Raw genomic sequence first — 21,646 nt, 5'->3', positions numbered from 1 at the left:
TACCGTTCAGCGATCCGGGACGGTCCGGGAGCGATCCGGGAGGAGGACGCGACGATGTCGGCGAAGCGCACCGAGCGCCTGCTCAACCTCACCATCTGCCTGCTGGCGGCGCGTCGGTTCCTCACCAAGGAGCAGATCCGCGCCGCGGTGACCGCCTACGCGGAGTGCCCCACCGACGAGGCCTTTGAGCGCATGTTCGAGCGGGACAAGGACGAGCTGCGCGAGCTCGGGATCCCGCTGGAGACCGGCACCCACGAGGCGCTGTTCGGCGACGAGATCGGCTACCGGATCGACCGCGGCGCCTACGCGCTGCCCGAGGTGACGTTCACTCCCGAGGAACTCGCGGTCCTCGGTCTCGCGGCCCGGGCCTGGCGGCAGGCGTCGCTCTCGCACGCGGCCGGGACGGCGTTGCTGAAGCTGCGCGCTGCCGGCGTCGACCCGGACGAGACCGCGATGGCCGGCCTCGAACCCCGCGTCGGCGACGACCCCGCCCTGCAGCCCCTGTGGTCGGCCTCCTTCGAGGGCCGGTCGGTCAGCTTCGACTACCGGACCCCGCCCGCGGACACCCCGGCCCGGCGCCGGGTCGAGCCCTGGGGTCTCGGCGTGCGGAACGGCAGGTGGTACCTGGTCGGCTTCGACGTCGACCGGCAGGCGTCCCGGGTGTTCCGCCTGTCGCGGATCTCCGGTCCGATCAAGGTCACCGGCGCGCCCGGGTCGGTCGTCAAGCCACCCGAGGTCGACATCCGCGAGGAGCTGCGCCGGATGATGCCCGCCGCCCCGCGGGAGACCGCGGTCGTCCGGGCCCGGCCCGGGTCGGCGTACGGCCTGCGCTCGCGGGCGGCCTCGATCTCCCTCGCGGAGGAGACCGGCTCGGAGTGGGACACCCTGCACGTCGAGTTCACCGGCGCCGACATCCTGGCCGAGGAACTCGTGTCCTACGGAGCCGCGGTCGTCGTGGACGGGCCCGACGAGGTGCGCGACGCCGTCGTGGCCCGGCTGCGCGCGCTGGCAGGTGTCGCGTGAGCCAGGGAGCGTCCGAGCGGTTGTCGCGCCTGCTCGCCCTCGTCCCGTACCTGCTGAACCGGCAGGGCATCCCGATGGAACAGGCCGCGCGGGACGCCGGGATCACCGTCGACCAGCTCGAGAAGGATCTGCTGCTGCTCTTCGTGTGCGGCCTGCCCGGGCACCTGCCCGACGACCTCATCGAGGCCGACTGGGAGGACGGGCTGGTCTACCTCGGCAACGCCGACACCATCGCCCGGCCGCTGCGGCTCGGCCCCGAGGAGGTCGCCACGCTGCTGGTCGGCCTGCGCCTGCTCGCGGCGCTGCCCGGCACCCACGACCGCGTCGCGCTCGACAAGGCCATGGCGAAGCTGCAGGAGGTCGCCGGGGCGGCCGCCGGCAAGGCCGACGAGAAGGTGGGCGTCGACGTCGGGCCGCAGCCGGACGAGCGCGTGCTCGCCGACGCGCGGCGCGCGCTCGCCGAGAAGCGGCGCCTGCACCTGCGCTACTACGTTCCCGGCCGCGACGAGACCACCGAGCGCGACGTGGACCCGATGCGCCTCGCGCTCGTCGACGGGCGGACCTACCTGGAGGGCTGGTGCCACCGGGCCGAGGACGTCCGGCTGTTCCGGCTGGACCGCGTCGTCGCGCTGGAGGTCCTGGACGTCCCCGCCGAGGTCCCGGCCGGTGCCGTCGCCCACGACCTCGACTCCGGCCTGTTCTCGCCCTCGCCGAACGACACGATCGCCGGCCTGGAGCTGGAGCGCGAGGCGCTCTGGGTGACCGAGTACTACCCCTGCGACGAGGTCACCGAGCTCGAGGACGGGCGCCGCTACGTGCGCCTGCGCAGCGGTGACCCGGAGTGGATGGTCCGCCTCGCCATGCGCCTCGGCCCGTCCGCGACGCTGGTGGACCCGCCGGAGCTGGCCGAACGCGTGCGCGCCACCGCGGCCGCGGCGCTCGAGCACTACGCGGCGGGTGGAGGTGCGGTGTGATCGAGCCGGAGAAGCCGGCACCCCCGGCCCCGCTCAAGGTCACCTGCCCGGACTGCGGCCACGTCCGGGTGCCGCCGCGGGAGGTGCGGCTGGTGGTCGTGAACGCCCCGGGCGCCTCGTACTACACGTTCACCTGCCCGGACTGCGGGCAACGCGTGCGCCGCGAGGCGACCAAGGACGTCGCCGGCGCGTTGCTCGCCCGCCGCGTGCCCGCGGTGCGGACGGTGGGCCGGTAGTGGGCTAGCCTGCCCGGATGCTGGTCGCTGTCTGGGTCGTCTGCGGCGTCCTGGGTCTGTTGGTGCTCGTCGTGCCCACCCTGCGCCTGTGGCGTCTGGTGAAGGAGCTCGGCCGTGAGGTCGGGCGGGTCGCCGACGAGCTCGCCGACGCGAGCACCCGGTTGGACGTGGCAGCGCAACATCTGCCCGCTCGGCGCGATTAGCATCTGCGTCCTGCGAGGTCCCGCTCGTCGTGGCTGATTGGCCGGTCGGCTAAAGATCCGACCGTTCGGTGGGAAGACATTTCGGACTTTCCACCGGCCCGGCGTCTGAGGAGTACTCTCAGGTACAGGTACGCGTCCCCGAACTTGGAGAGCCGACACATGGGCAACCTTGGCCCGCTGGAACTGACGTTGATCCTCGTGATCGTCGTCCTGCTGTTCGGTGCGAAGCGCCTTCCCGAGACGGCGAAGTCGGTCGGTCAGTCCCTGAAGATCTTCAAGAAGACGATCAGCGAGGACGACGAGAAGAAGGACGCGCCCCGCGAGGTCACCTCCAACGACGACGTGGCGCCGCCGCCGTCGACGCGGTCGGACGAGCCGAACCGCACCGAGCTCTGAGTAGCTCGGCACCCCGGCACCCCCCACAGCGGTGACCTCCACCACCGGCCCGAGGCACCGCGGACGCCCGGACAACCCAGAAGGGCGCATGCCCCTTCTGGATCATCTCCGTGAACTACGGACCCGGCTGATCCGCGCTGTCATCGCGATTGCCGTCGGCAGCATCGTCGGGTTCATCTTCTACGAGGAAATCATTGATTTCCTGATCGAGCCGGTCTGTGAAGCCGGCGTCGAGGGCGTCAGCGACAAGCAGTGCGGCGCGCTCGTCGTCACCGGCGTCATCGGGCCCCTCGCCCTGCAGCTCAAGGTTGCGCTCTACGTCGGCCTGGTGATCTCGCTGCCCCTCTGGTTGTGGCAGCTGTGGGCGTTCCTCGCCCCCGGCCTGCACCGCCGGGAGAAGCGGTGGGCCTACCTGTTCGTGTTCATCGGCGGGCCGTTGTTCTGCGCCGGGGGCGCGCTGGCCTACATCATCCTGCCGACGGCCGTCCGGATCCTGCTGGGCTTCAACCCGGGCAACGTCAGCAACCTCGTCTCGCTCGACGAGTACCTCGACTTCGTGCTCCGCATGCTGTTCGTGTTCGGGTTGTCGTTCGAGCTGCCGCTGATCCTGATCACGCTGAACCTGGCCGGCGTCATCTCGGCGGCGCAGATCCGCAGCTGGTGGCGGCAGATGGTGTTCGGCATCGCCGTCTTCGCCGCGATCGCCACCCCGACGCCCGACCCGTACTCGATGATCGCGCTGATGACCCCGATGACCGTCCTGTACGGCGTCGCGATCATCGTGACGACCTTGATGGATCGGAAGGCGCGCAAGCGGGCAGTGCTGACGGGTGAGCACGAGGACCTGCCCTGATCGCACGCGACCGGTGACCGGCGGCATGACCGAACTCTCCGCCTTCGCGGCGGGCTTCCCGTTCCCGTTCGACCCCTTCCAGCGCGAGGCCTGTGCGGCGCTGGAAGGCGGTGCGGGCGTGCTCGTGGCGGCCCCGACCGGGGCCGGCAAGACCCTCGTCGGGGAGTTCGCGGTCCACCTCGCGCTCGCCCGCGGGAACAAGTGCTTCTACACGACGCCGATCAAGGCGCTGTCGAACCAGAAGTACTCGGACCTGGTGCGCCGGCACGGCCCGGAGAACGTCGGCCTGCTGACCGGCGACAACTCGATCAACTCCGAGGCGCCGGTGGTCGTCATGACCACCGAGGTGCTGCGCAACATGCTCTACGCCGGGTCCTCGACCCTGCGCGGGCTCGAGTTCGTGGTGATGGACGAGGTGCACTACCTCGCCGACCCGTTCCGCGGCGCGGCGTGGGAGGAGGTGATCATCCACCTCCCGGAGTCGGTCACGCTGGTCTCGCTGTCGGCGACCGTGTCCAACGCCGAGGAGTTCGGCGAGTGGCTGCAGACCGTTCGCGGCCACACCGAGGTGATCGTCTCCGAGCACCGGCCGGTGCCGCTGTGGCAGCACATCATGGTCGGCGACTCGATCTCCGACCTGTTCGTCGACGACGACCACCAGAAGGTCAACCCCGAGCTGCTCCGCATCGTGCGCAGCGGCGGACGGCCGGGGGACCGGCGACGCGGGGGTGGGCGGGGTGGCCCGCGTGGCGGGCAGCGCCAGCGCTCGGGCGTCTACACGCCGAGCCGCGCCGAGGTGATCGTCCGGCTCGACCGCGAGGCGCTGCTGCCCGCCATCACGTTCATCTTCAGCCGGGCCGGCTGCGACGCCGCGGTGGAGCAGTGCCTGCGCGCCGGCCTGCGGCTGAACAACACCGAGGAGCGGCGGCAGGTCCGCGCGATCGTCGACGCCGCGACGTCCTCGATCCCGGAGGCGGACCTCGTCGTCCTCGGCTACGAAGGCTGGCGCGACGGCCTCGAGCGCGGCATCGCCGCCCACCACGCCGGAATGCTGCCCGCGTTCCGCGAGGTCGTCGAGACGTTGTTCGTGAAGGGGCTCGTGAAGGCCGTCTTCGCCACCGAGACCCTCGCGCTCGGCATCAACATGCCGGCGCGGTCGGTCGTGCTGGAGAAGCTGGTCAAGTGGAACGGCGAGACCCACGCCGACGTGACGCCGGGGGAGTACACCCAGTTGACCGGCCGGGCCGGCCGGCGGGGCATCGACGTCGAGGGCCACGCCGTCGTGCTGTGGAACCCGCACCTGGACCCGATCGTGGTCGCCGGCCTCGCCTCGACCCGCACGTACCCGCTGCGGTCGAGCTTCCGCCCGAGCTACAACATGGCGATCAACCTCGTCGGGCAGATGGGCCGCGAGCGTGCCCGTGCCCTGCTCGAGACCTCGTTCGCGCAGTTCCAGGCGGACCGGTCGGTGGTCAGCCTCGCCGCGCAGGTCCGCAAGCAGGACGAGGGCCTGGCCGGCTACACCGAGGCGATGACCTGCCACCTCGGCGACTTCGCCGAGTACCACGGCCTGCGTGAGGCTCTCACCGCGCGCGAGAAGGAGATGTCCCGGCAGCGGTCCGGTGACCGTCGCGCCGAGGCGGCCGCCTCGCTGGAGAAGCTCAAGCGGGGCGACGTCATCGTCGTCCCGCGGGGCCGCTTCGCCGGTGTCGCCGTCGTCATCGACCCGGGGGTGGCGCCGAACGAGGAGGACCCGCGTCCTGCCGTGGTGACTGCCGACCGGCAGTACCGGCGGCTCGCGCTCGCGGACTTCCCGGTGCCGGTCGAGCCGCTGGACCGCGTCAAGGTCCCGAAGTCGTTCAACCCGCGCTCGCCGCAGTCCCGGCGCGACCTCGCGTCCACGCTGCGGCCGTACGCGGACGGCCCCACGTACCGGTCGTACGCCCGCCGCAGCCGCGGGCCGTCCGCCGCGAACGAGGACAGCGAGATCGCGCGCCTGCGCGCGGCCATCCGTGCCCACCCGTGCCACGCGTGCCCCGACCGGGAGGACCACGCCCGCTGGGCCGCGCGGCACAAGCGGCTCGCGGCCGACACCGACAAGCTGCGGGCCCGCGTCGCCGGCCGCACCGCGACCGTGGCCCGCACGTTCGACCGGGTGTGCGGGGTGCTCACCGACCTGGACTACCTCGCCGACGACCGCGTGACCCCGGCCGGCGAGCGGCTCAAGCGGCTCTACACCGAGCTCGACCTGCTGGCGGCCGAGTGCCTTCGGCAGGGTCTGTGGAACGGCCTCAACCATGCCGAGCTCGCGGCCGTCGTCTCCGCGCTCGCCTACGAGTCACGCAGCTCCGAGGACGCCGGCCCGCCTCGGCTGCCCGACGGGCCGGTCCGCGAGACCCTCGCGGAGATGGTCCGGCTCTGGGGTGACCTGGAGCAGGTCGAGCGCCGGCACCGCCTCGACTTCCTCCGCGAGCCCGACCTCGGTTTCGTCTGGGCGACCTACCGCTGGGCGAACGGCCGCGGGCTCGAGTCCGTCCTCCGCGACGCCGACCTGACCGCGGGCGACTTCGTCCGCTGGTGCAAGCAGCTCATCGACCTCCTCGGCCAGATCGCGAAGGCCGCCGACCCGGAGCTCCGCGCCACCGCCGACGCCGCCATCGACTCCGTCCGCCGCGGCGTCGTCGCCTACTCCTCCGTCACCTGAGCAGGCTCAGCGTCTCGAGGTCGAGGGCGGCCTGGGCGTAGCGGTCGGCCAGGGGCGCGCGGACGGTCGCGGGCTGCATCTCCTCGGGGGTGAGGCAGTAGACCGCGCCGTAGACGGCGTTGGTCCGGTACGCGGTCCAGGCGTCGTCGAAGCTCTCGGCGCCCTCGCCCCGGGCGGCGAGGTACTCGCGCAGCAGAGCCTGCTCGTTCGCGCGGCGGTCCTCGGTGCTCAGCGAGCCGACGAGGAAGCACGCGACGTCTTGGTAGGCGTCGGTCCGGCAGGCGAACTGCCAGTCAAGGAAGCGCGTCGAGCCGTCGGCGCCGAAGTACACGTTGGTCGGGTTCGCGTCGCCGTGGACGAACGTGGCCGGCCGCGCGTCCTGGGCGGCCCACAGCCGCTTATAGGCGGCGCCGATCTGCTCGCGCTCGGCGAAGACCTCGAGGACCGGGCCCGCGGTGGTCTGCCCGATGTAGGCGTCCCAGTGCTCGGGGGCGAAGAGGCTGTCGACGATCGGACGGTAGTACGGGAACGGCGGCATCCAGTCGAGCTGCAGGTCCCCGCGCCGGTGCCAGGCCGCCATCGACACGAGGCCGTCGGAAACCTGGTCCACCGTCATGGGCACGCGCGGGTCGTTGACGCGCGCGCCGGCGGCGATCACGTCGTCGAGGATGACGATGCCCTGCCGGCCCTCGACCGCGGCGTGGTGGCAGCGCGGGATGCCCGCCTCAAGCTGCGGGGCGACGTCCCGGTAGAACAGCGCCTCCGCCTGGTACCCGGCGGACATGATCGCGAGCAGCTCGGGCCGGAACCCGCCTTTCACACAGAGACGCGCGGTGCTGCCGTCCGGGTGGGCGACCTCGACGAGGACCTTGGTCGCGGTGCCCCAGACGATTCCGGTCTGCTCGACCTTCTCGACGCCCAGCACCTCCTGCAGCCAGGAATCGACCTCGTCGACGCTCATCGGCAGGGGCATGTCTCTCCTCGTCGCGTTGTTCGGAACCCGCGGAAAAAGGTCAAGTCGTAAACAATCTAGGCGACCGACCCGGAGAACAACAGGCCTCAGCGGAAGACGCTGACCTCACGCAGCTTCGTGAAGAACCCGCCGGTGGCGGTGCGGACGTGGACCACCTTCACCGCGGCGCCGGAGAGTTTCTGCACGTAGAACCCGTCGGTGCCCGCGCCCGCCGGGGCGGGCAGCTCGCGCCAGGTGCGGCCGTCGGCCGACACCTCGACGGTGCAGGTGAAGCCGCACCCGCGGACGACGAGCAGCGTCGCCGGGATCGGGCGGTCCAGGGTGACGTAGATGTCCCGATGGTCGTTCTGCGCCGTCCCCGGGCACGGACCGTCGGCGCAGCGCGGGTCGTCGACCGGGTCCCACGGGCTGCCGAGCCGGCCGTCGGTGAGCCCACAGGTCTCCTGGGCCAGCGGCTTGCCGCGGCTGTCGGTGACGCGGCAGGACGCGCCCCGGGACGCGGGCACCTCGGTGCCCGCCAGCACACTGGTGGCCGAGAGCGTGACCGGGCGGTTGCCGAGCTTTCCCTCCCGGTGGGCCGCGACGAGCAGGCGACTGTCCTCGGCGACGCGCAAATCGAAGGGGAGCGAGACCGGAGTCTCGGTGAAGTCGGCCGTCGCGGCGGAGACGTCGCCCTCCGCGGGCAACTGAGTGACCGTCACGGAAACTGGGCCGCTCGCCTTCGCCTTGCTCGTCGCCGGCATCTGCACGCGCAGCTCGGGGCCGGGCCGGGTGCCCTGGCGGTTGCGGGTCAGTTTCAGCGGTTCCGACGCGACCGGGACGTCGAACGTGCCGCCCTCGGCCATGCGGGCGGGCAGCGTGACGGTGGTGCCGACGCGGTTCTCGCCGGACCCGCCCACCGGCGCGACCACGGAGAGCGCGACCGCGACGGGTGCGTCGCCGTTGTTCTTCGGCATGCCCACGGCGAACGTGCCGTCGCGCGCGCTCAGGCCCTCGGCGGTCGGCGCGCGGCAGCCGCGCTTGTCGGCGAAGCAGCTCAGGCCGAGGCTGAACGCCGCCCCGATGCCGATCGAGGCGCGCTCGGACTTGCTGCGCAGCAGGGTGACGGTGACGCGGGCGCCGGACACGGCGGTGCCGCCGGTGTCCCGGACCGTGCCGCGCAGTGCCGGGCCGTCGACCGCGGCCGCGGTCGCGGGGACCGTGGCCGGGTCGACGGGGGTGCGGTCCTCGGCCCCGGGCCCGGAGTCGACGCAGCCTGCGAGCAGGCCGGCCAGGACCAGCGGGGCGAGGAACCGGCGCACCGTGTCAGTCCGGGCTGGAGCTACAGCTTGAGGTTCTGGGCGTCGCCGGCCTCGAAGTAGGTGAGGGTCGGCGGGCCGGCGAGCACCATGCCGAGGCCCTTGCCGGCCTGCTGGAAGTGCGGGCTGGCCAGGTGCGCGTCCATCGCGGCCTTGTCCGCGTACACCTCGATCATCACGAAGGTGTTGGGCTCGGAGAGGGATTCGTAGCACTGGTAGAACTGCACGCCCTCCTCCGCGTTGCTCGCCTCGACGAGCTTCGGGATGGCGTTCAGGAACGGCTCCCGCATCTCCGGCTTCACAGGCATGGTCGCGTGCATGACGATCGGCATCGAGTCGCTCCGTTGCGGTTGAGGTTGCAGGATTCTGGTGCGATCAGGTCCTCGCGATCCTATGCCGGGCGCATCAGCGTTCGGCGACCTCGGACAGCGCGCCGAGGAGTCGGTTGAGCGGGCTGTCCAGGCCCCACCGGTCGGAGAGGGCGAGCAGCGCCTCGGGATCGCGCGGGGCGGCCGGGAGCCTGGCGTCGAGGTCCGGCACCGGCAGGTCGCGGACGACCTCGACGACCTTCGGGGCGACGGCGAGGTACGCCGCCGCGTCGCGCAGCTTGCGGCGCACCGCGGGGGACATCGCCGAGTCCGGGTCCTCCGCCGCGGCCAGGATCGCCGGGACGTCCCCGTGCGCGGACACCAGCGCGGCGGCGGTCTTGTCGCCGACGCCGGGGACGCCGGGCAGCCCGTCGCTCGGGTCCCCGCGCAGGCTCGCGAAGGCGGCGTAGGAACGGCCGGGGATCCCGTACTTCCGCGTCACCGCCGCCTCGTCGACGATCTCCAGGTTGCGGATGCCCTTGGCGATGTAGAGGACGCGCACCGCCCGCTCGTCGTCGACCAGCTGGAACAGGTCGCGGTCACCGGTGACGACGTCGACCGGCCCGTCGGCGCGGGTGGCGAGGGTGCCGATCACGTCGTCGGCCTCGTGGCCCTCGACGCCGAGGTGGACGATCCCGAGCGCGTCGAGGACGTCGGTGATGATCGGGACCTGGACCTCGAGATCGTCCGGGACCTCTTCCTCGGCGGGCTTGCTGTTCGTCGCCGGCACCGCCACGCGGTGGGTCTTGTAGGTGGGGATCGCCTCGACCCGGAACGCCGGCCGCCAGTCGTAGTCCATGCAGGCGACCAGGTGGGTGGGCCGCCGGAGCTTGGTCAGGTGCGCGATGAAGTCCAGGAAGCCCCGGACGGCGTTGACCGGCGTCCCGTCCGGCGCCCGGACGGAGTCCGGGACACCGAAGAACGCCCGGAAGTACATCGACGCCGCGTCCAGCACCATCAGCTCAGCCACAGCCGTCAGCCTGCCACGAGCGGGTGCCCGGACTGGCATCGCTGGGCTCGACGCAGGAGATTCCGGTGAGAACGTGGAATTGCCGAATCGGCGGAAGGCGACAACCGATGCAGTTCGGGGAAGTCAGGATCTGCGCCATGGAGCGCTGCAGTGAGCTCGCCGACCGATGGCAGCTCTCGCACCCGGAACAAGGCGGTCGACGAGCTCGCCGCCCGCATCAGCGTCGAGATCCTCGGCTAGGCGTGCCGTTACGTCCGACGATGTGGCTGCAATAACGACCACTTCTTCGGACACAACGCCGGCAGGGCGGGGCTACTCGCGGCAGGGCGATTCGGGTGCTGGTGGATCCGGTTCCTCGGGTGGAACCTTGAGGCCGTCGCGGACGAGCTGCCAGTGGGCGTTGCGTCTTGGCTTCTGTTCGGAATCAACCCACTTCGGGGGGATCATCTCCGGGTGGCCATCGGCGGCCATCCGCACTCCCCAGCCCTTCCCTTGCAACGCGGTCAGTGGTTGCGGTGGGTCTCTGCGCGGTGATGATCGGATCAGATAGTGTTCGTGGGAGCAGACCAGGGCCATCTTGTCCACGTCGGTCGGTCCGTCGTCGCGGTCCCACCACTCGATATGGTGCGCTTCGCACCACGCGGCGGGACGGGTACAGCCCTCGCCGATGCAGCCGATGTCGCGGGCGACGAGTGCGGCCCACTGGGCGGGGGTGGCGGTGCGGACCTCGCGGCCCATCGCCAGCGGCACCCCGAGGGTGTTCGCCACGATCGGGGTGATCCCGGCATCGCAGGCGATCCGCTGCACGGTCGCGATGTCCAGGTCCTCACCGGTCGCGGTGCGGGCGAACGGGTGCCCGGTGTCCCCGGCCATCGTCTCCACCGACGCGGTCACATGCAGGTGCGGACGCACCCCGTGGGACGGGGGGAGATCACCGAAGCGCAGGAACTGGCGGAACACGTCCCCGAGCGCGTCGTGGCGACGCTGCGGCGCACTGCGTTCATCCCGGACGCCGTTCACCGCGGGCCGGGGCGCGGCCAGGGGGTCGAGCGCGGCCTTCACGAGGGCGGCGACCTCGTCGGTCAACTCCCCGCGGACGCGGTGCAGCCCGTTGCCCAGATCCGTGATCGTCAGCGACCGCTTCCGCTGCGCGCGGGCCGCCCGCTTGGACTCCGCCGGGGCGTCACCGGTGGGGTCGTCCGGGTCCGGTGCCGGGGGTTTGCCGTCCTCGTCGATGACCTCTTCGATGTGCCGGCCCAGCCGCAGGATCGCCCCGGGGCCCGCGCCGTGGGACTTGGCCAGCAGGAACGTCTCCGCTTTCGCGAGTTCCGATGCGGAGCCGACCGGTTCGATCTTGCGCAGACTCCGCGCCACCGCACGCGCCTGGTCCCGGTTCAGCTTCCCCGAAGCCAACGCCTCGACGGTGGCGGTGCCCTTGCGGGACAGGATGTCGGCGTCCTTGACCCGCGCCCGCGCTTCGGCCGGGTGCAGGTTCAGCTTCTGTCCCAGCCAGACCGCGGTCGAGATCTTCCCGTCGGCCAGAGAAAGCCCGCGGAGTCGAGCTCGGACTGCGCCCGCACCATCAGTTCGAGATCAGCGTCGGTGAAGGTCCAGACCTCGTCCGCGGTGAGCATCGCCGCGACCTTGCGGACGTCCTCAACCGCACTGGCGATCGTCGACAGTGCCGGATGCATCCCCACCCCTGCGGACATGCCACGATTCTACCCGTGTTCGAACGTATGTTCTAGTGCTGTCAAGACCTCATTAGTCCCTACTGTCACTACTTTCTGACGCTCAGTCAGTCAAACGTGGCTGCCAAGCCGCTGGGGCGTATGTCCCAACTGATCTGGGGCATCGGTGCAGCGTCGAGCCATGACGCGGACTGCGGTGTTCACCGATGCAGTGGGCTCGGATCGAGCCTTCTACGGGTACCGCGGATCGGGCGCGGTCGTCCCTGCACCCGCCCGCAGCGTCTGCGCGCGGACAAGGCGTACTCCTCCCGTGCGAACGCCGGTGGGCGTCCGCCGCGTTGGCCGCCTCGTTTTCTGTCGCCGGTCTGATCCTTGGGCTCGGCGATGACCGCGGGTTCAACATCTTCAAGCAATGGCGCGGATTGGCCATCCGCTACGACAAGCTCGCCCTGACCTACCGCGCGGCGCCGTCCTGCGGGCGATCGTCATCTGGGCCACCGGGTTAGGAGGTGCCCTGGACGCGAGACAGCAGACGCGAGACGCGGGTGAGGGCGCTTCCCGGCAAGTGGAGGGGTTGAGCGGGTGACGGTGACAGGATGGGCGCATGGGAAGCGACCTCTTCACAGCCCGGCTCAAGCGGGCGCAGGCGGCGACGGCCGAGGCCGGGCTCGACGCGCTGCTGATTACCCCCGGGCCGGACCTGCGGTACCTCACCGGCTACGTGGCGAAGCCGCTGGAGCGGCTGACCTGCCTGGTCCTGCCGGCCGACGCCGACCCCGTCCTGATCGTCCCGTTCCTGGAGCGGGCGGCGGCCGAGGCGGCCGGCGTGGGGGAGCTCGGGCTGGAGATCGCGGACTGGCAGGAGACCGACGACCCGATCGCGCTGGTGCGGCAGCTGCTGCCGGCCTCGGCGAAGGTCTATGGCCTCGACGACCACATGTGGGCGGAGAAGGTGCTCCGGCTGCGCGCCGGGATCCCCGGCGTCGAGCAGGCGCTGGCCGGCGGTGTGCTGCGCGAGCTGCGCATCCGCAAGACGCCCGAGGAGGTCCAGGCGCTGCGTGAGGCCGGGGCCGCGATCGACCGCGTCCATGCCCGCATCGCCGAGTGGCTGCGGCCCGGGCGGACCGAGGCCGAGGTCGGGCGGGACATCGGCGACGCGATCGTCGCCGAGGGCCACGTCCGCGCGGACTTCATCATCGTCGGGTCCGGCCCGAACGGCGCGAGCCCGCACCACGACGTCTCCGACCGCGTCATCGCGCCGGGCGACCCCGTCGTCGTCGACATCGGCGGCACCACCGAGGCCGGCTACTGCTCGGACGAGACCCGTACCTACGCGGTGGGGGAGCCGGACGCGGAGTTCCGGCGCTACTACGAGATCCTCCTCGAAGCGCAGATGGCCGCGTGCGACGCGGTGCGGCCGGGCGTCGAGTGCCAGGAGATCGACCGCGTCGCCCGCCGGGTCATCACCGACGCCGGCTACGGCGAGTACTTCATCCACCGCACGGGCCACGGCATCGGCATGGAGGGTCACGAACACCCCTACATCGTCGAGGGGAACACCGAGGTCCTCGAGCCGGGCATGGCGTTCTCGATCGAGCCGGGGATCTACCTCCCCGGCCGTCACGGCGCGCGCATCGAGGACATCGTGGTGTGCACCGACTCCGGCGGCGAACGGGTGAATCTGACGCCCCGTGAGCTCATCGTCCTCCCGGACTGAGCGATGGAGGCACTGGATCGTCAGCTGATCGACCTGCTGTGCGCCGACGGTCGGATGAGCTACACCGACCTCGGCAAGCACACCGGGTTGTCGACCTCGGCGGTGCACCAGCGGGTGCGCCGACTCGAGCAGCGCGGCATTCTCCGCGGCTACACCGCGGTCGTCGACCACGAGGCGCTCGGACTGCCGCTGACCGCGTTCATCTCGATCAAGCCGATCGACCCGAGCCGCCCCGACGACTCGCCCGAGGCACTGGCCGACATCCGGGAGATCGAGGCCTGCCACAGCGTCGCCGGCGACGAGAACTACATCCTCAAGGTCCGGGTGGGGAAGCCTTCCGACCTGGAAGCGCTGCTCGCCGAGATCCGTAGCAAGGCGAACGTCGCGACCCGCACCACGATCGTGCTCTCGACCCCGTACGAGGGCCGGCCGCCGAGCACGGGCGCACCCTCGGGGTCGACTGCGTGATCGACCCGCTCGACGGCGACTGGGACCCGACGGCGTACTGGTCGACCTCCAACGTCGGGGAGGCCGTGCCCGGGGTACTCACACCGTTGAACTGGTCGTTGTGGAAGCGTGGCGGCGAGGCCGGGCTCCGGGCCGCGCTGGTCGCGGTCGGGGCCCTGGAGCGCCGCCACGGCCGCGTCCCGCTCCGGGACCGCAACCGCGTCATGGGGTTGTTCCACGGGCGACTCGCGGCCAACGTCGACTTCATGGGTCGGATGGGGGACCGGCTGCCCGCCACGAGCGGTGCCGCGATCGCCGAGCAACTGCTCGGCCGCCTGCCCGAGGACTTCGTCTCCCGTCCGACGTCACGTCGGCTGCCGGCCATCGCGGCCGCGTACCCACGAGCCGCCGCGGCGGCTCCGAAGGAGGTGCGGCGCGTCCACGACGCCACCGGGCCCTGGTGGAGTTCGCACATCGCCCGCGCCCCGCGGCTGAACCGCGACGAGGCCCGCGCCCTGTGGCGGCTGGCCGCCGATCGCTTCGTCGTCGCGATGTCGACGCACATCACGTGCGTGTTCGCGACGGTGCAGCCGGCCCACGACGGCATCGTCCGGTTGTGCGCCGCCGCCGGGCGTCCCGACCTGGTCGGGCGGCTCACCGCCGGGCTCGGCAATCACGCGGAGGTGGACGTGGTCGCCGATCTGTGGGCGGTGTCCCGCGACCGGATCAGCCTCGACGAGTTCCTCGCCCGGCACGGGTACCACGGCCACGACGAGGGCGAGATCGCCAGCCGGGTCTGGCGGGAGAACCCGCACCCGGTCGAGCAGCTCCTCGATCAGTACCGGGACCGCGACGAGAGCCCGGCGCAGGTGGTGCGCACCCGGGCGGTCGAGCGCAGCGCGGCCGAGGCCGAACTGATGGCGGCGCTGCCGCGCTGGCAGCACGGGCCGGCGCAGGGGCTCCTGCACGTCGCCGCACGCGTCATCCCGCTGCGCGGGGTAGGCAAGGTCTCGTTCCTGCGGGTGCTCGACGTGGCCCGGGCGGCGGCGCGGCGCAACGGCGAACTGCTCGCCGCGGCCGGGCACCTCGACGACCCGGACGACGTCTTCCTGCTGACCGCCGAGGAGATGTTCGTCGACCGGCCACGCCAGGACCTCGTCGCGGAACGCCGCCGCCAACGGGCGGAGCATCTCGCCGTCACGTTGCCGACGGGTTGGCGAGGTCGTCCGACGCCGATCCCGGTGGCCGATCTGATGGTCGCGACGGGGACGATGCTGGAGGGCATCGGGGTGAGTCCGGGGGTCGTGGAGGCGCGGGCCCGCGTGGTCCTCGACGCCGCCGACCTGGACTTCGAGCCCGGCGAGATCCTCGTCGCGCCCTACACCGATCCCAGCTGGGGTCCGTTGATGTTCACCGCGGCCGCGCTCGTGGTCGACATCGGCGGCGAGCTGAGCCACGCCGCCGTGGTCGCCCGCGAGCTCGGGGTCCCGTGCGTCATGGGCACCGGCAGCGGAACCCGCCGGCTGCGCACGGGCGACCTGCTCCGGGTCGACGGTGGGGCGGGCACCGTCGAGGTGGTCGGGGTGGCCCCGTGAATCTGATGGATCGTCATGTCTTGATCACCGGCGCGAGCCGCGGCATCGGTTACGCGCTGGCCCGGGAATGCCGCTCCCGGGGAGCGCGGGTCACCATGCTCGCGGCGAACCCGGACCGGATCGCGAAGGCCGCGGCGGAGGTGGGCGGAACTCCACTGGCCATCGACCTGTCGGACCTCGACCGGGTCGCCGCGGTCCTGCCCGAGGCGGAGGCCGCCAACGGCCCGGTCGACGTGCTGGTCAACAACGCCGCGCGGATGGGGATGGGACCGCTGGCGCGCCTCGACGCGCAGACGCTGCGGGACGTCCTGACGACGAACCTGCTCGCGCCGGCGGAGCTCTCACGGGCCGCCGCGGCCGCGATGGTTCCCCGCCGCCGCGGGGCGATCGTCGCGGTCTCGTCGCTCGCGGGGGAGATGGCGCTGCGCAACATCCCGGCCTACGGGTCGAGCAAGGCGGGCCTGAGTTACCTGACGCGCGCCCTGCAGCGCGAACTCGCCGGCACGGGCGTCTGCGCGCAACTGGTGCTGCTCGGCGGCGTCGACACCGACCTGCTCCGGGAGAACCAGGCCGACCCCGTGGCCGGTCCGGCCTCCGTGCGACTGGCCAAGGTCGTCCCCACGCCGAGCGCGGACGTGGTGGGGCGGCGCATCGCCGATCACATCGTCTCCGGCCGCCGCCGGACGCTGGTGCTGCCGGCCGCCGCGACCGGCGCGGTGGCGCTGCGGCACTCGCTCACGGCCCTGTCGGACCTGCTCCTGAAGGGACTCCCGCGTTCACTATGACCACCGCCGTCTCGAAGATCCCGCCCGGGCTCAGTGCCGTCGACGAGGGACTCCACGCGCCTCCACCGGAGGCTGCGGACCGGTTGTTCGCGGACACGGTCTGGCTGAGCGCGATCGACCCGTCCGCGGGCATCTGGGGCATCAGCCAGATGCACGTCGCCACCAACCGGGGGTACGGCCGGTTCCAGTCGCTGTTCTGGATCGACGGCGTCGGCCAGATGTACACCGGCAAGCAGGTCGGCGGCCTGTCCTACGGCCAGACCGCGTGGTCGGACGGCGCGATGACCTACGAGGTGCTCGAACCCTTCGAGGCGGTGCGCCTCACCCTCGATCACCCGCGGTTCGCCTTCGACCTCACCTACACCGCCCGGCACGTCGCCTTCGACTACGACGACTGTGTGGGCGGCAGTCCGCTGGAGGGCCTTCGGCCGGCGGCCGGGGTGCACGGCGGACACTACGAGCAGGCGATGCGGGCGGTCGGCACGTTCGAGATCCGGGGTGGTCCGTGCGCCGGTGAGACGCGCCGGATCGACACGCTCGCCCACCGCGACCACACCTGGTCCGACCGGTTCTCCGGCCCGGCCCCCTGGGAGTACCCCGCGGGCAAGGTCGGGGCGCTGCACTACTGGCTGGTGCTGCAGTTTCCGAGCCGGAACATCAACGTGACCGGTTTCTACGACCTGTCGGCCCTGGGGATCCACCGGCCGGTCGACCGGGTCGGCGGGTTCGAGAGCACGGCCGACGGGACGCGCCCGGTCGTCGGCTGCGTCGCCGACCCCGGCGGCCCGCCGCCGCTCGGTCCGGAGGGGTTCGAGCGATTCCGGATCACCTTCGCCGACGGCGAGGTTCGACACGTCCGGGCGACGCACACCGAGGCGATCGCGAAGTTGCGCATGCTCGGCGAGGATGACACCGAGAGCCGCCTCAACGACTACGAGCGCCTGTGCCGGCTCGTGATCGAGGAGACGGGCGAAAAGGGACACGGCGTGCTGGAGCACTCGACGTTGCCACCGGAGCCCCGATGGCTGGTGTGAAGAAGGGCCGCTGGGGGCGGTTCACCACCGCGATGCCGACCCCGCGGCCGGACGGACCGCTCTTCGTCCTGACGAAGATCGCGACGAAGATCCACGTGGCGATCTTCCGGCGGACCAAGGGCCGGGTCATGGGCAACTTCGACGGAGCGCCGCTGCTCGTCCTCCACCACCGCGGGGCGAAGACGGGCCGGCCGCGGGCGACGCCGGTGATCTACCTGGAGGACGGGAAGGACCTCGTCGTCGTCGCGTCGATGGGTGGGCAGGACGTGAACCCGGCCTGGTACCACAACCTGCGTGCGCACCCGGAGATCGAGGTGGACATCCGGGGTCGGCGCCGTGCGGTCCGGGCCCGGCCGGCGACCGCGGAGGAGATGACGGCCCTGTGGCCGCGCCTCTCGCGGATGTGGCCGGCCTTCGAGGACTACAAGAAGCGGACCGACCGGGAGTTCCCGGTCTTCCTGCTCGAACCCCGCTGACGTCTGCAAATGGTCAAATGGGGACAGACGCCGCGGAATTGACCCAGCCGCGGGTGACAGTGATGGTTGCGCCAGGGAGGGACACATGCGGGGACTGCGAGCGGCCGCCGGTGCGGTCGGGCTGGCCCTGCTGATCGGCGCCGCGGGGACGACCGCCCCCGGGACGGCGCTGGCCGAGGAGCCCGCGCTCCCGGTGCTCGCCGATCTCGTGCCCGACGTGGTGCCCGAGGAGCTCCCCGACGTCACCCGCTACCCGCTCGCCGCGGACGTGGCCGACACCGTCGCGGCCTGGGGGCGGACCGCCGCCGGCGCGGCGCAGCTGCGGACGTCCGCGACCGCCGCCGGGGCGCCGCCGGTCGGGACCAAGCGGCTGTGGCCCTCACTCGACCAGGTGAAGCAGACCGTGTACGTGAAGGAGTACACGCTGCGCGGGGCCGGGAAGAACATCGAGGTCTGGGTGGCGAGCGGCGTCGGACCCGACAACGTCGCCGGCACGGACTTCCCGCCGGGAGACTGCCGGGCCGCGGTCCCGAACAGCACGCAGGTGACCGACGCGCAGGTGAAGAGCCTGATCCGCGAGTACGAGGACGTGATGCTCCCGCGGGAGTCCAAGGCGTTCAGCGTCGCGCCCCGGCGCAATGGTGCCGCGGCGTCGCAGGTCGGCCCGACGGCGGGGCTCGACTTCTCCGGCGACGGGAACAAGGTCGTCACCCTCGTCGACAACGTGCGCGACCCGAACTTCTACGACTTCCCCACGAACCAGACCTATGTCGCGGGCTTCTTCTCCCGTCAGTTCAACGAACTGACGGACCGCAACATCATGACGATCGACGCCTACGACTGGGCGCACCGGACGGGCCGCAACCCGAAGCACGAGCCGGCCGACGACGTCTGTGTCAGCCGTCCGTCGCGGCCGCTGCTGTACGAGGGGATCTTCGCTCACGAGTACCAGCACCTGCTGCAGTACTACGTCGACCCGGCCGAGGTGAACTTCATCAACGAGGGCCTCTCCGACTACGCCCTCACGGTCACGGGGTACGGGCAGCCGCACCGGTCGGTGTTCCAGCACAAGTACGAGAGCCACATCATCTGCTACCAGGGCTTCGGCACCGTCACGACGAAGTACCAGCCGAACGCCCGGCCGTGCGGCGGCCCGCAGAACTCGCTGACGATCTGGGGTGACGAGGGCACCGGCGCGGAGATCCTCGCCGACTACGGGATCGCCTGGTCGTTCCTGCTGTTCCTGCGTGACCGCTACGGCGCGAAGATCCTCGAGGAGATCCACCGCGACGGGCAGCGCCAGGGCCTCGACAGCGTCGCCCATGCGCTGACGAAGTACGCCAAGGGCGCGAAGCTCGCCGACGTCCTGCACGACTTCCAGGTGATGACGCTCGTCGACCGCGCCGTCGGCGGCCGGAACGGCCGGGTCGAGGGGATCGCGAAGAGCCGCGTCACGACGTCGAGCCTGCAGTCCTACATCAACCTGCTGAACCCGGCGGGCTACGCAGCGCCGGGCGTCGCACCCAACGGCGCCGACTTCGTTCCGCTGCGGGGGACCGGTGCCGGTCTGCTCAGCGGCGCCGACCTGACCTCATTCGCGTTCACCGGACGCAAGGTGCTCGACCCGGATCCGATGCGGTGGTCGGTCGTGCCCCGGGTCCCGCTGCTGCCGACGATCTCGTTCCCGCAGCAGCCGGGCCTGCCCGCGCTGCCGGACATCGCGCCGCCGGAGCTCCCGCCGAGCGACCTGGACAACCCGGCGCTGTTCTCCGGCAACACGGGCCGCACCGACGGCACCGCCGTGTTCCGCGCCAAGGTGCCCACCGACGCCCCGACGCTGAGCTACCTCACCAGCTACAACCTGGAGAACGGCTTCGACTACGGCTACACCGTCATCTCCACCGACGGCGGTGCCACCTACCGCTCGCTCTCGAACTCCGCCACGGTGCAGACCGCCGCTCCCGCACCGCCCGGCAACGCGCTCACCGGGGCCTCGGGTGTGCCGCAGACCCTGACCTTCGACCTCTCCGAGTACGCGGGCCAGGAGGTCATCCTCGGCTTCCGCTACCTCTCGGACCCGCTGGTGAACTCGGGCGGCTGGTACATCGACGACGTTCGGGTCGGTAACACGCTGATCAGCGACGGCACGTCGACGTCCCCGTTCCGGTCCTTCACCCAGATCCGGCCGCGCCCGGTGAACCCGTTCACGGTCACCCTCGTCGGGCTGGACGAGGCCGGCCACCGCGCCCGCGTCCTCCGGTTGGACCCGACCTACCGGGCTGAGCTGACCCGCCGTCAGCTCCGGGGGTTCCGCAGCTACCCCGTCCTCGTCGCGATCATCAGCTGCGACGACTTCACCGAGACCCAGACCGTGTACGCCCCGTACGACCTCAAGGCGAACGGGATCACCCAACTCGGCGGCCGCTGAGCTCGCGGGTCAGGAGGCGGCGCGGGAGCCCTGCTGCCGCCACCAGGCCTGGCCGGCGGCGGGGAGCGAGTGGATCGGGTCGTAGTACGGGTAGACGCGCGAGATCGCGGCGGTGTCGTCGGACTCGATCGAGGTCCGGTAGTTCTTCGTCCAGTGCGAGATGCCGCGGACCTGGTCGTACGACTCGACCTGGTGGACCCAGCGCTTCCCGACGTAGGGGACGTCGGCGACGATGCGCGGGGTCGCGAAGCCGGGGAGGTAGCCCATGATCCCGTGCTGGAGCGTCTGGGCCTGGGCGAGCGAGAGCCGCCAGTGCTCGGAGTTCGGGATCATGTCGCACTGGTAGAAGTAGTACGGCGTGATCGCGGCACCGTCGAGCAGCGCGAAGCACAGGTCGAGCAGCGCCGGCACCGAGTCGTTGACGCCGCGCAGCAGTACACCCTGGTTCCGGACGTCCCGGACGCCCGCGTCGAGCATCTTCCCGGCGGCGCGCGCCACCATCGGGGTCACCGAGGCGGCACTGTTCGCGTGCGTGTGGATCGCGAGGCCGACGCCGCGCCGGCGCGCGACCGTCGCGAGCCGCTCCATCCCGGCCCGGACGTCGTCGGCGAGCCAGTGCTGGGGGAGACCGACCAGGCCCTTGGACGCCAGTCGGATGTCGCGGACGTTCTCGATCTCCAGCAGCGCTCCGACGAACGACTCGACCCGCGGCCACGGCACGTTCGCCACGTCGCCGCCGGAGACGACGACGTCACGGACGCCCGGAGTGGCGCGTAGGTAGTCCAGCATCCGGTCGTGCCGGTCGGCCGGCTTGAGCTCGAAGCGGTGCTTGTCGACGGTCGGCGTGGAGTTGCCGACGAGGTCCATGCGCGTGCAGTGGCCGCAGTACTGCGGGCAGGTGTTGGTGAGCTCGGCCAGGACCTTCGTCGGGTAACGGTGCGTCAGGCCCTCGACCGCCCACATCTCCGCCTCGTGCAGGGAGTCGCGGGTCGAGTAGGGGTGGCTGGGCCACTCCGGGTCGCGGTCGGACGCCACGGGCAGCATGTAGCGCCGCACCGGGTCCGCGTAGAACGCGTCGGTCAGCGAGCCGGGGCCGCCCGGGGCGTGCGTCGCGGCCATCGTGTTCAGCATCTGCGGGGGGATCAGCATCGACATCGTCGCGTGCCGCTCCTGGTCGGCGACGAGGTCGGCGTAGAAAGCCTCGTCGAGCAGGTCGCCGAGGACGGCCCGCAGCTGCGCGACGTTCTTCACGCAGTGCGCGCGCTGCCACTGGGCGGACTCCCACTCGGCGGCGGTCACGTCGCGCCAGCCCGGGAACCGGGTCCAGTCGGGTTCGACGAGGGCGGCCCGCTGGTACAGGTACGGCTGGACCATTTCTGCCCTCCACACGACCGGAAACGGGCGAATCTGCTGCCCGAAGGACGTTCGACAGGAGAAACTATAGGTCAGAGAGCGATTTGAGACAGGAATTCCTG

At 71.5% G+C, this 21,646-nt stretch carries 19 protein-coding genes and 1 pseudogene; 14 read left to right on the top strand and 6 right to left on the bottom strand.

The window, feature by feature from the left end; translation table 11 throughout:
• Positions 1–54: 54 nt before the first annotated feature.
• From SPOPO_RS0121780 to SPOPO_RS0121750, 7 genes are all read left to right on the top strand, one after another.
• The gene (locus tag SPOPO_RS0121780) at positions 55–1,023 is read left to right on the top strand and encodes a helix-turn-helix transcriptional regulator (RefSeq protein WP_019877217.1); all 969 of its coding nucleotides are present in this window, start codon (positions 55–57) and stop codon (positions 1,021–1,023) included.
• Positions 1,020–1,997: a helix-turn-helix transcriptional regulator gene (locus SPOPO_RS0121775; RefSeq protein WP_033385147.1), complete on the top strand. Its 978-nt coding sequence runs from the start codon at positions 1,020–1,022 to the stop codon at positions 1,995–1,997. Before SPOPO_RS0121780 ends, SPOPO_RS0121775 begins: the two co-directional genes overlap by 4 nt.
• Positions 1,994–2,233, top strand: a complete 240-nt coding sequence (locus tag SPOPO_RS31030) for a hypothetical protein (protein ID WP_019877214.1) — start codon at positions 1,994–1,996, stop codon at positions 2,231–2,233. Before SPOPO_RS0121775 ends, SPOPO_RS31030 begins: the two co-directional genes overlap by 4 nt.
• Positions 2,234–2,250: 17 nt before the next feature.
• Positions 2,251–2,436 carry a hypothetical protein gene (locus tag SPOPO_RS0121765; RefSeq protein WP_019877212.1) on the top strand — a complete coding sequence of 62 codons (186 nt, stop codon included), beginning with the start codon at positions 2,251–2,253 and terminating at the stop codon, positions 2,434–2,436.
• A gap of 159 nt (positions 2,437–2,595) precedes the next feature.
• The gene (locus SPOPO_RS35955; RefSeq protein ID WP_019877211.1) at positions 2,596–2,832 is read left to right on the top strand and encodes a Sec-independent protein translocase subunit TatA; all 237 of its coding nucleotides are present in this window, start codon (positions 2,596–2,598) and stop codon (positions 2,830–2,832) included.
• Positions 2,833–2,920: 88 nt separating this feature from the next.
• Entirely contained in the window at positions 2,921–3,685 is a 765-nt protein-coding gene (gene tatC, locus SPOPO_RS0121755; protein ID WP_019877210.1) for a twin-arginine translocase subunit TatC, read from the top strand.
• A gap of 25 nt (positions 3,686–3,710) precedes the next feature.
• Positions 3,711–6,389, top strand: a complete 2,679-nt coding sequence (locus tag SPOPO_RS0121750) for a DEAD/DEAH box helicase (protein ID WP_051098681.1) — start codon at positions 3,711–3,713, stop codon at positions 6,387–6,389.
• Here SPOPO_RS0121750 and SPOPO_RS0121745 read toward each other — a convergent pair.
• From SPOPO_RS0121745 to SPOPO_RS31025, 5 genes and pseudogenes are all read right to left on the bottom strand, one after another.
• Positions 6,382–7,362, bottom strand: a complete 981-nt coding sequence (locus SPOPO_RS0121745; RefSeq protein WP_019877208.1) for a phosphotransferase — start codon at positions 7,360–7,362, stop codon at positions 6,382–6,384. The genes SPOPO_RS0121750 and SPOPO_RS0121745 overlap by 8 nt on opposite strands.
• Before the next feature lie 86 nt (positions 7,363–7,448).
• On the bottom strand, positions 7,449–8,663 hold the full coding sequence (locus SPOPO_RS0121740) for a hypothetical protein (RefSeq protein ID WP_019877207.1): 1,215 nt from the start codon (positions 8,661–8,663) through the stop codon (positions 7,449–7,451).
• Positions 8,664–8,683: 20 nt separating this feature from the next.
• A complete protein-coding gene (locus SPOPO_RS0121735; protein ID WP_019877206.1) occupies positions 8,684–8,992 on the bottom strand; it encodes a putative quinol monooxygenase in 309 nt (102 codons plus the stop codon).
• Positions 8,993–9,065: 73 nt separating this feature from the next.
• On the bottom strand, positions 9,066–9,986 hold the full coding sequence (locus SPOPO_RS0121730) for a 5'-3' exonuclease H3TH domain-containing protein (RefSeq protein WP_028985009.1): 921 nt from the start codon (positions 9,984–9,986) through the stop codon (positions 9,066–9,068).
• A gap of 324 nt (positions 9,987–10,310) precedes the next feature.
• Positions 10,311–11,692: pseudogene (locus tag SPOPO_RS31025) on the bottom strand (HNH endonuclease signature motif containing protein).
• 601 nt (positions 11,693–12,293) lie between these two features.
• Between SPOPO_RS31025 and SPOPO_RS0121710 the strand changes: the two are divergent.
• From SPOPO_RS0121710 to SPOPO_RS31015, 7 genes are all read left to right on the top strand, one after another.
• Entirely contained in the window at positions 12,294–13,406 is a 1,113-nt protein-coding gene (locus SPOPO_RS0121710) for a M24 family metallopeptidase (RefSeq protein ID WP_019877201.1), read from the top strand.
• A 3-nt stretch (positions 13,407–13,409) separates the two neighbouring features.
• Positions 13,410–13,874, top strand: coding sequence for an Lrp/AsnC family transcriptional regulator (locus SPOPO_RS0121705; RefSeq protein WP_019877200.1), 465 nt, complete (start codon positions 13,410–13,412; stop codon positions 13,872–13,874).
• The gene (locus tag SPOPO_RS0121700) at positions 13,871–15,448 is read left to right on the top strand and encodes a PEP-utilizing enzyme (protein ID WP_019877199.1); all 1,578 of its coding nucleotides are present in this window, start codon (positions 13,871–13,873) and stop codon (positions 15,446–15,448) included. The genes SPOPO_RS0121705 and SPOPO_RS0121700 overlap by 4 nt, the downstream gene beginning before the upstream one ends.
• Positions 15,449–15,453: 5 nt before the next feature.
• A complete protein-coding gene (locus SPOPO_RS31020; RefSeq protein WP_245541797.1) occupies positions 15,454–16,233 on the top strand; it encodes an SDR family NAD(P)-dependent oxidoreductase in 780 nt (259 codons plus the stop codon).
• Positions 16,230–17,267, top strand: a complete 1,038-nt coding sequence (locus SPOPO_RS0121690) for a hypothetical protein (RefSeq protein WP_019877197.1) — start codon at positions 16,230–16,232, stop codon at positions 17,265–17,267. Before SPOPO_RS31020 ends, SPOPO_RS0121690 begins: the two co-directional genes overlap by 4 nt.
• On the top strand, positions 17,255–17,743 hold the full coding sequence (locus tag SPOPO_RS0121685) for a nitroreductase family deazaflavin-dependent oxidoreductase (RefSeq protein ID WP_211210942.1): 489 nt from the start codon (positions 17,255–17,257) through the stop codon (positions 17,741–17,743). Before SPOPO_RS0121690 ends, SPOPO_RS0121685 begins: the two co-directional genes overlap by 13 nt.
• An 85-nt stretch (positions 17,744–17,828) precedes the next feature.
• Positions 17,829–20,171 (top strand): M6 family metallopeptidase, encoded by a 2,343-nt coding sequence (locus tag SPOPO_RS31015; protein ID WP_019877194.1) that lies wholly within the window; start codon positions 17,829–17,831, stop codon positions 20,169–20,171.
• Between the two features lie 9 nt (positions 20,172–20,180).
• On the opposite strand, the gene SPOPO_RS0121675 is transcribed toward SPOPO_RS31015, so the two are convergent.
• The gene (locus SPOPO_RS0121675) at positions 20,181–21,545 is read right to left on the bottom strand and encodes a KamA family radical SAM protein (RefSeq protein WP_019877193.1); all 1,365 of its coding nucleotides are present in this window, start codon (positions 21,543–21,545) and stop codon (positions 20,181–20,183) included.
• Positions 21,546–21,646 lie beyond the last annotated feature (101 nt).

The sequence above is a fragment of the Sporichthya polymorpha DSM 43042 genome, from assembly GCF_000384115.1.
Classification (GTDB): domain Bacteria; phylum Actinomycetota; class Actinomycetes; order Sporichthyales; family Sporichthyaceae; genus Sporichthya; species Sporichthya polymorpha.
Note: the sequence above shows the minus strand (reverse complement) of the source record. Positions and strands in the feature narration are given on the sequence as shown.

What these genes read in the sequence shown, in the direction of transcription:
- SPOPO_RS31015 (WP_019877194.1), top strand. Translation starts at nt 17,829, where the DNA reads ATGCGGGGACTGCGAGCGGCCGCCGGTGCGGTCGGGCTGGCCCTGCTG.
- SPOPO_RS0121780 (WP_019877217.1), top strand. Translation starts at nt 55, where the DNA reads ATGTCGGCGAAGCGCACCGAGCGCCTGCTCAACCTCACCATCTGCCTG.
- SPOPO_RS0121765 (WP_019877212.1), top strand. Translation starts at nt 2,251, where the DNA reads ATGCTGGTCGCTGTCTGGGTCGTCTGCGGCGTCCTGGGTCTGTTGGTG.
- SPOPO_RS0121685 (WP_211210942.1), top strand. Translation starts at nt 17,255, where the DNA reads ATGGCTGGTGTGAAGAAGGGCCGCTGGGGGCGGTTCACCACCGCGATG.
- SPOPO_RS0121690 (WP_019877197.1), top strand. Translation starts at nt 16,230, where the DNA reads ATGACCACCGCCGTCTCGAAGATCCCGCCCGGGCTCAGTGCCGTCGAC.
- SPOPO_RS0121730 (WP_028985009.1), bottom strand. Translation starts at nt 9,986, where the DNA reads ATGGTGCTGGACGCGGCGTCGATGTACTTCCGGGCGTTCTTCGGTGTC.
- SPOPO_RS0121750 (WP_051098681.1), top strand. Translation starts at nt 3,711, where the DNA reads ATGACCGAACTCTCCGCCTTCGCGGCGGGCTTCCCGTTCCCGTTCGAC.
- tatC (WP_019877210.1), top strand. Translation starts at nt 2,921, where the DNA reads ATGCCCCTTCTGGATCATCTCCGTGAACTACGGACCCGGCTGATCCGC.
- SPOPO_RS35955 (WP_019877211.1), top strand. Translation starts at nt 2,596, where the DNA reads ATGGGCAACCTTGGCCCGCTGGAACTGACGTTGATCCTCGTGATCGTC.
- SPOPO_RS0121675 (WP_019877193.1), bottom strand. Translation starts at nt 21,545, where the DNA reads ATGGTCCAGCCGTACCTGTACCAGCGGGCCGCCCTCGTCGAACCCGAC.
- SPOPO_RS0121710 (WP_019877201.1), top strand. Translation starts at nt 12,294, where the DNA reads ATGGGAAGCGACCTCTTCACAGCCCGGCTCAAGCGGGCGCAGGCGGCG.
- SPOPO_RS0121705 (WP_019877200.1), top strand. Translation starts at nt 13,410, where the DNA reads ATGGAGGCACTGGATCGTCAGCTGATCGACCTGCTGTGCGCCGACGGT.
- SPOPO_RS0121745 (WP_019877208.1), bottom strand. Translation starts at nt 7,362, where the DNA reads ATGCCCCTGCCGATGAGCGTCGACGAGGTCGATTCCTGGCTGCAGGAG.
- SPOPO_RS31020 (WP_245541797.1), top strand. Translation starts at nt 15,454, where the DNA reads ATGGATCGTCATGTCTTGATCACCGGCGCGAGCCGCGGCATCGGTTAC.
- SPOPO_RS0121735 (WP_019877206.1), bottom strand. Translation starts at nt 8,992, where the DNA reads ATGCCGATCGTCATGCACGCGACCATGCCTGTGAAGCCGGAGATGCGG.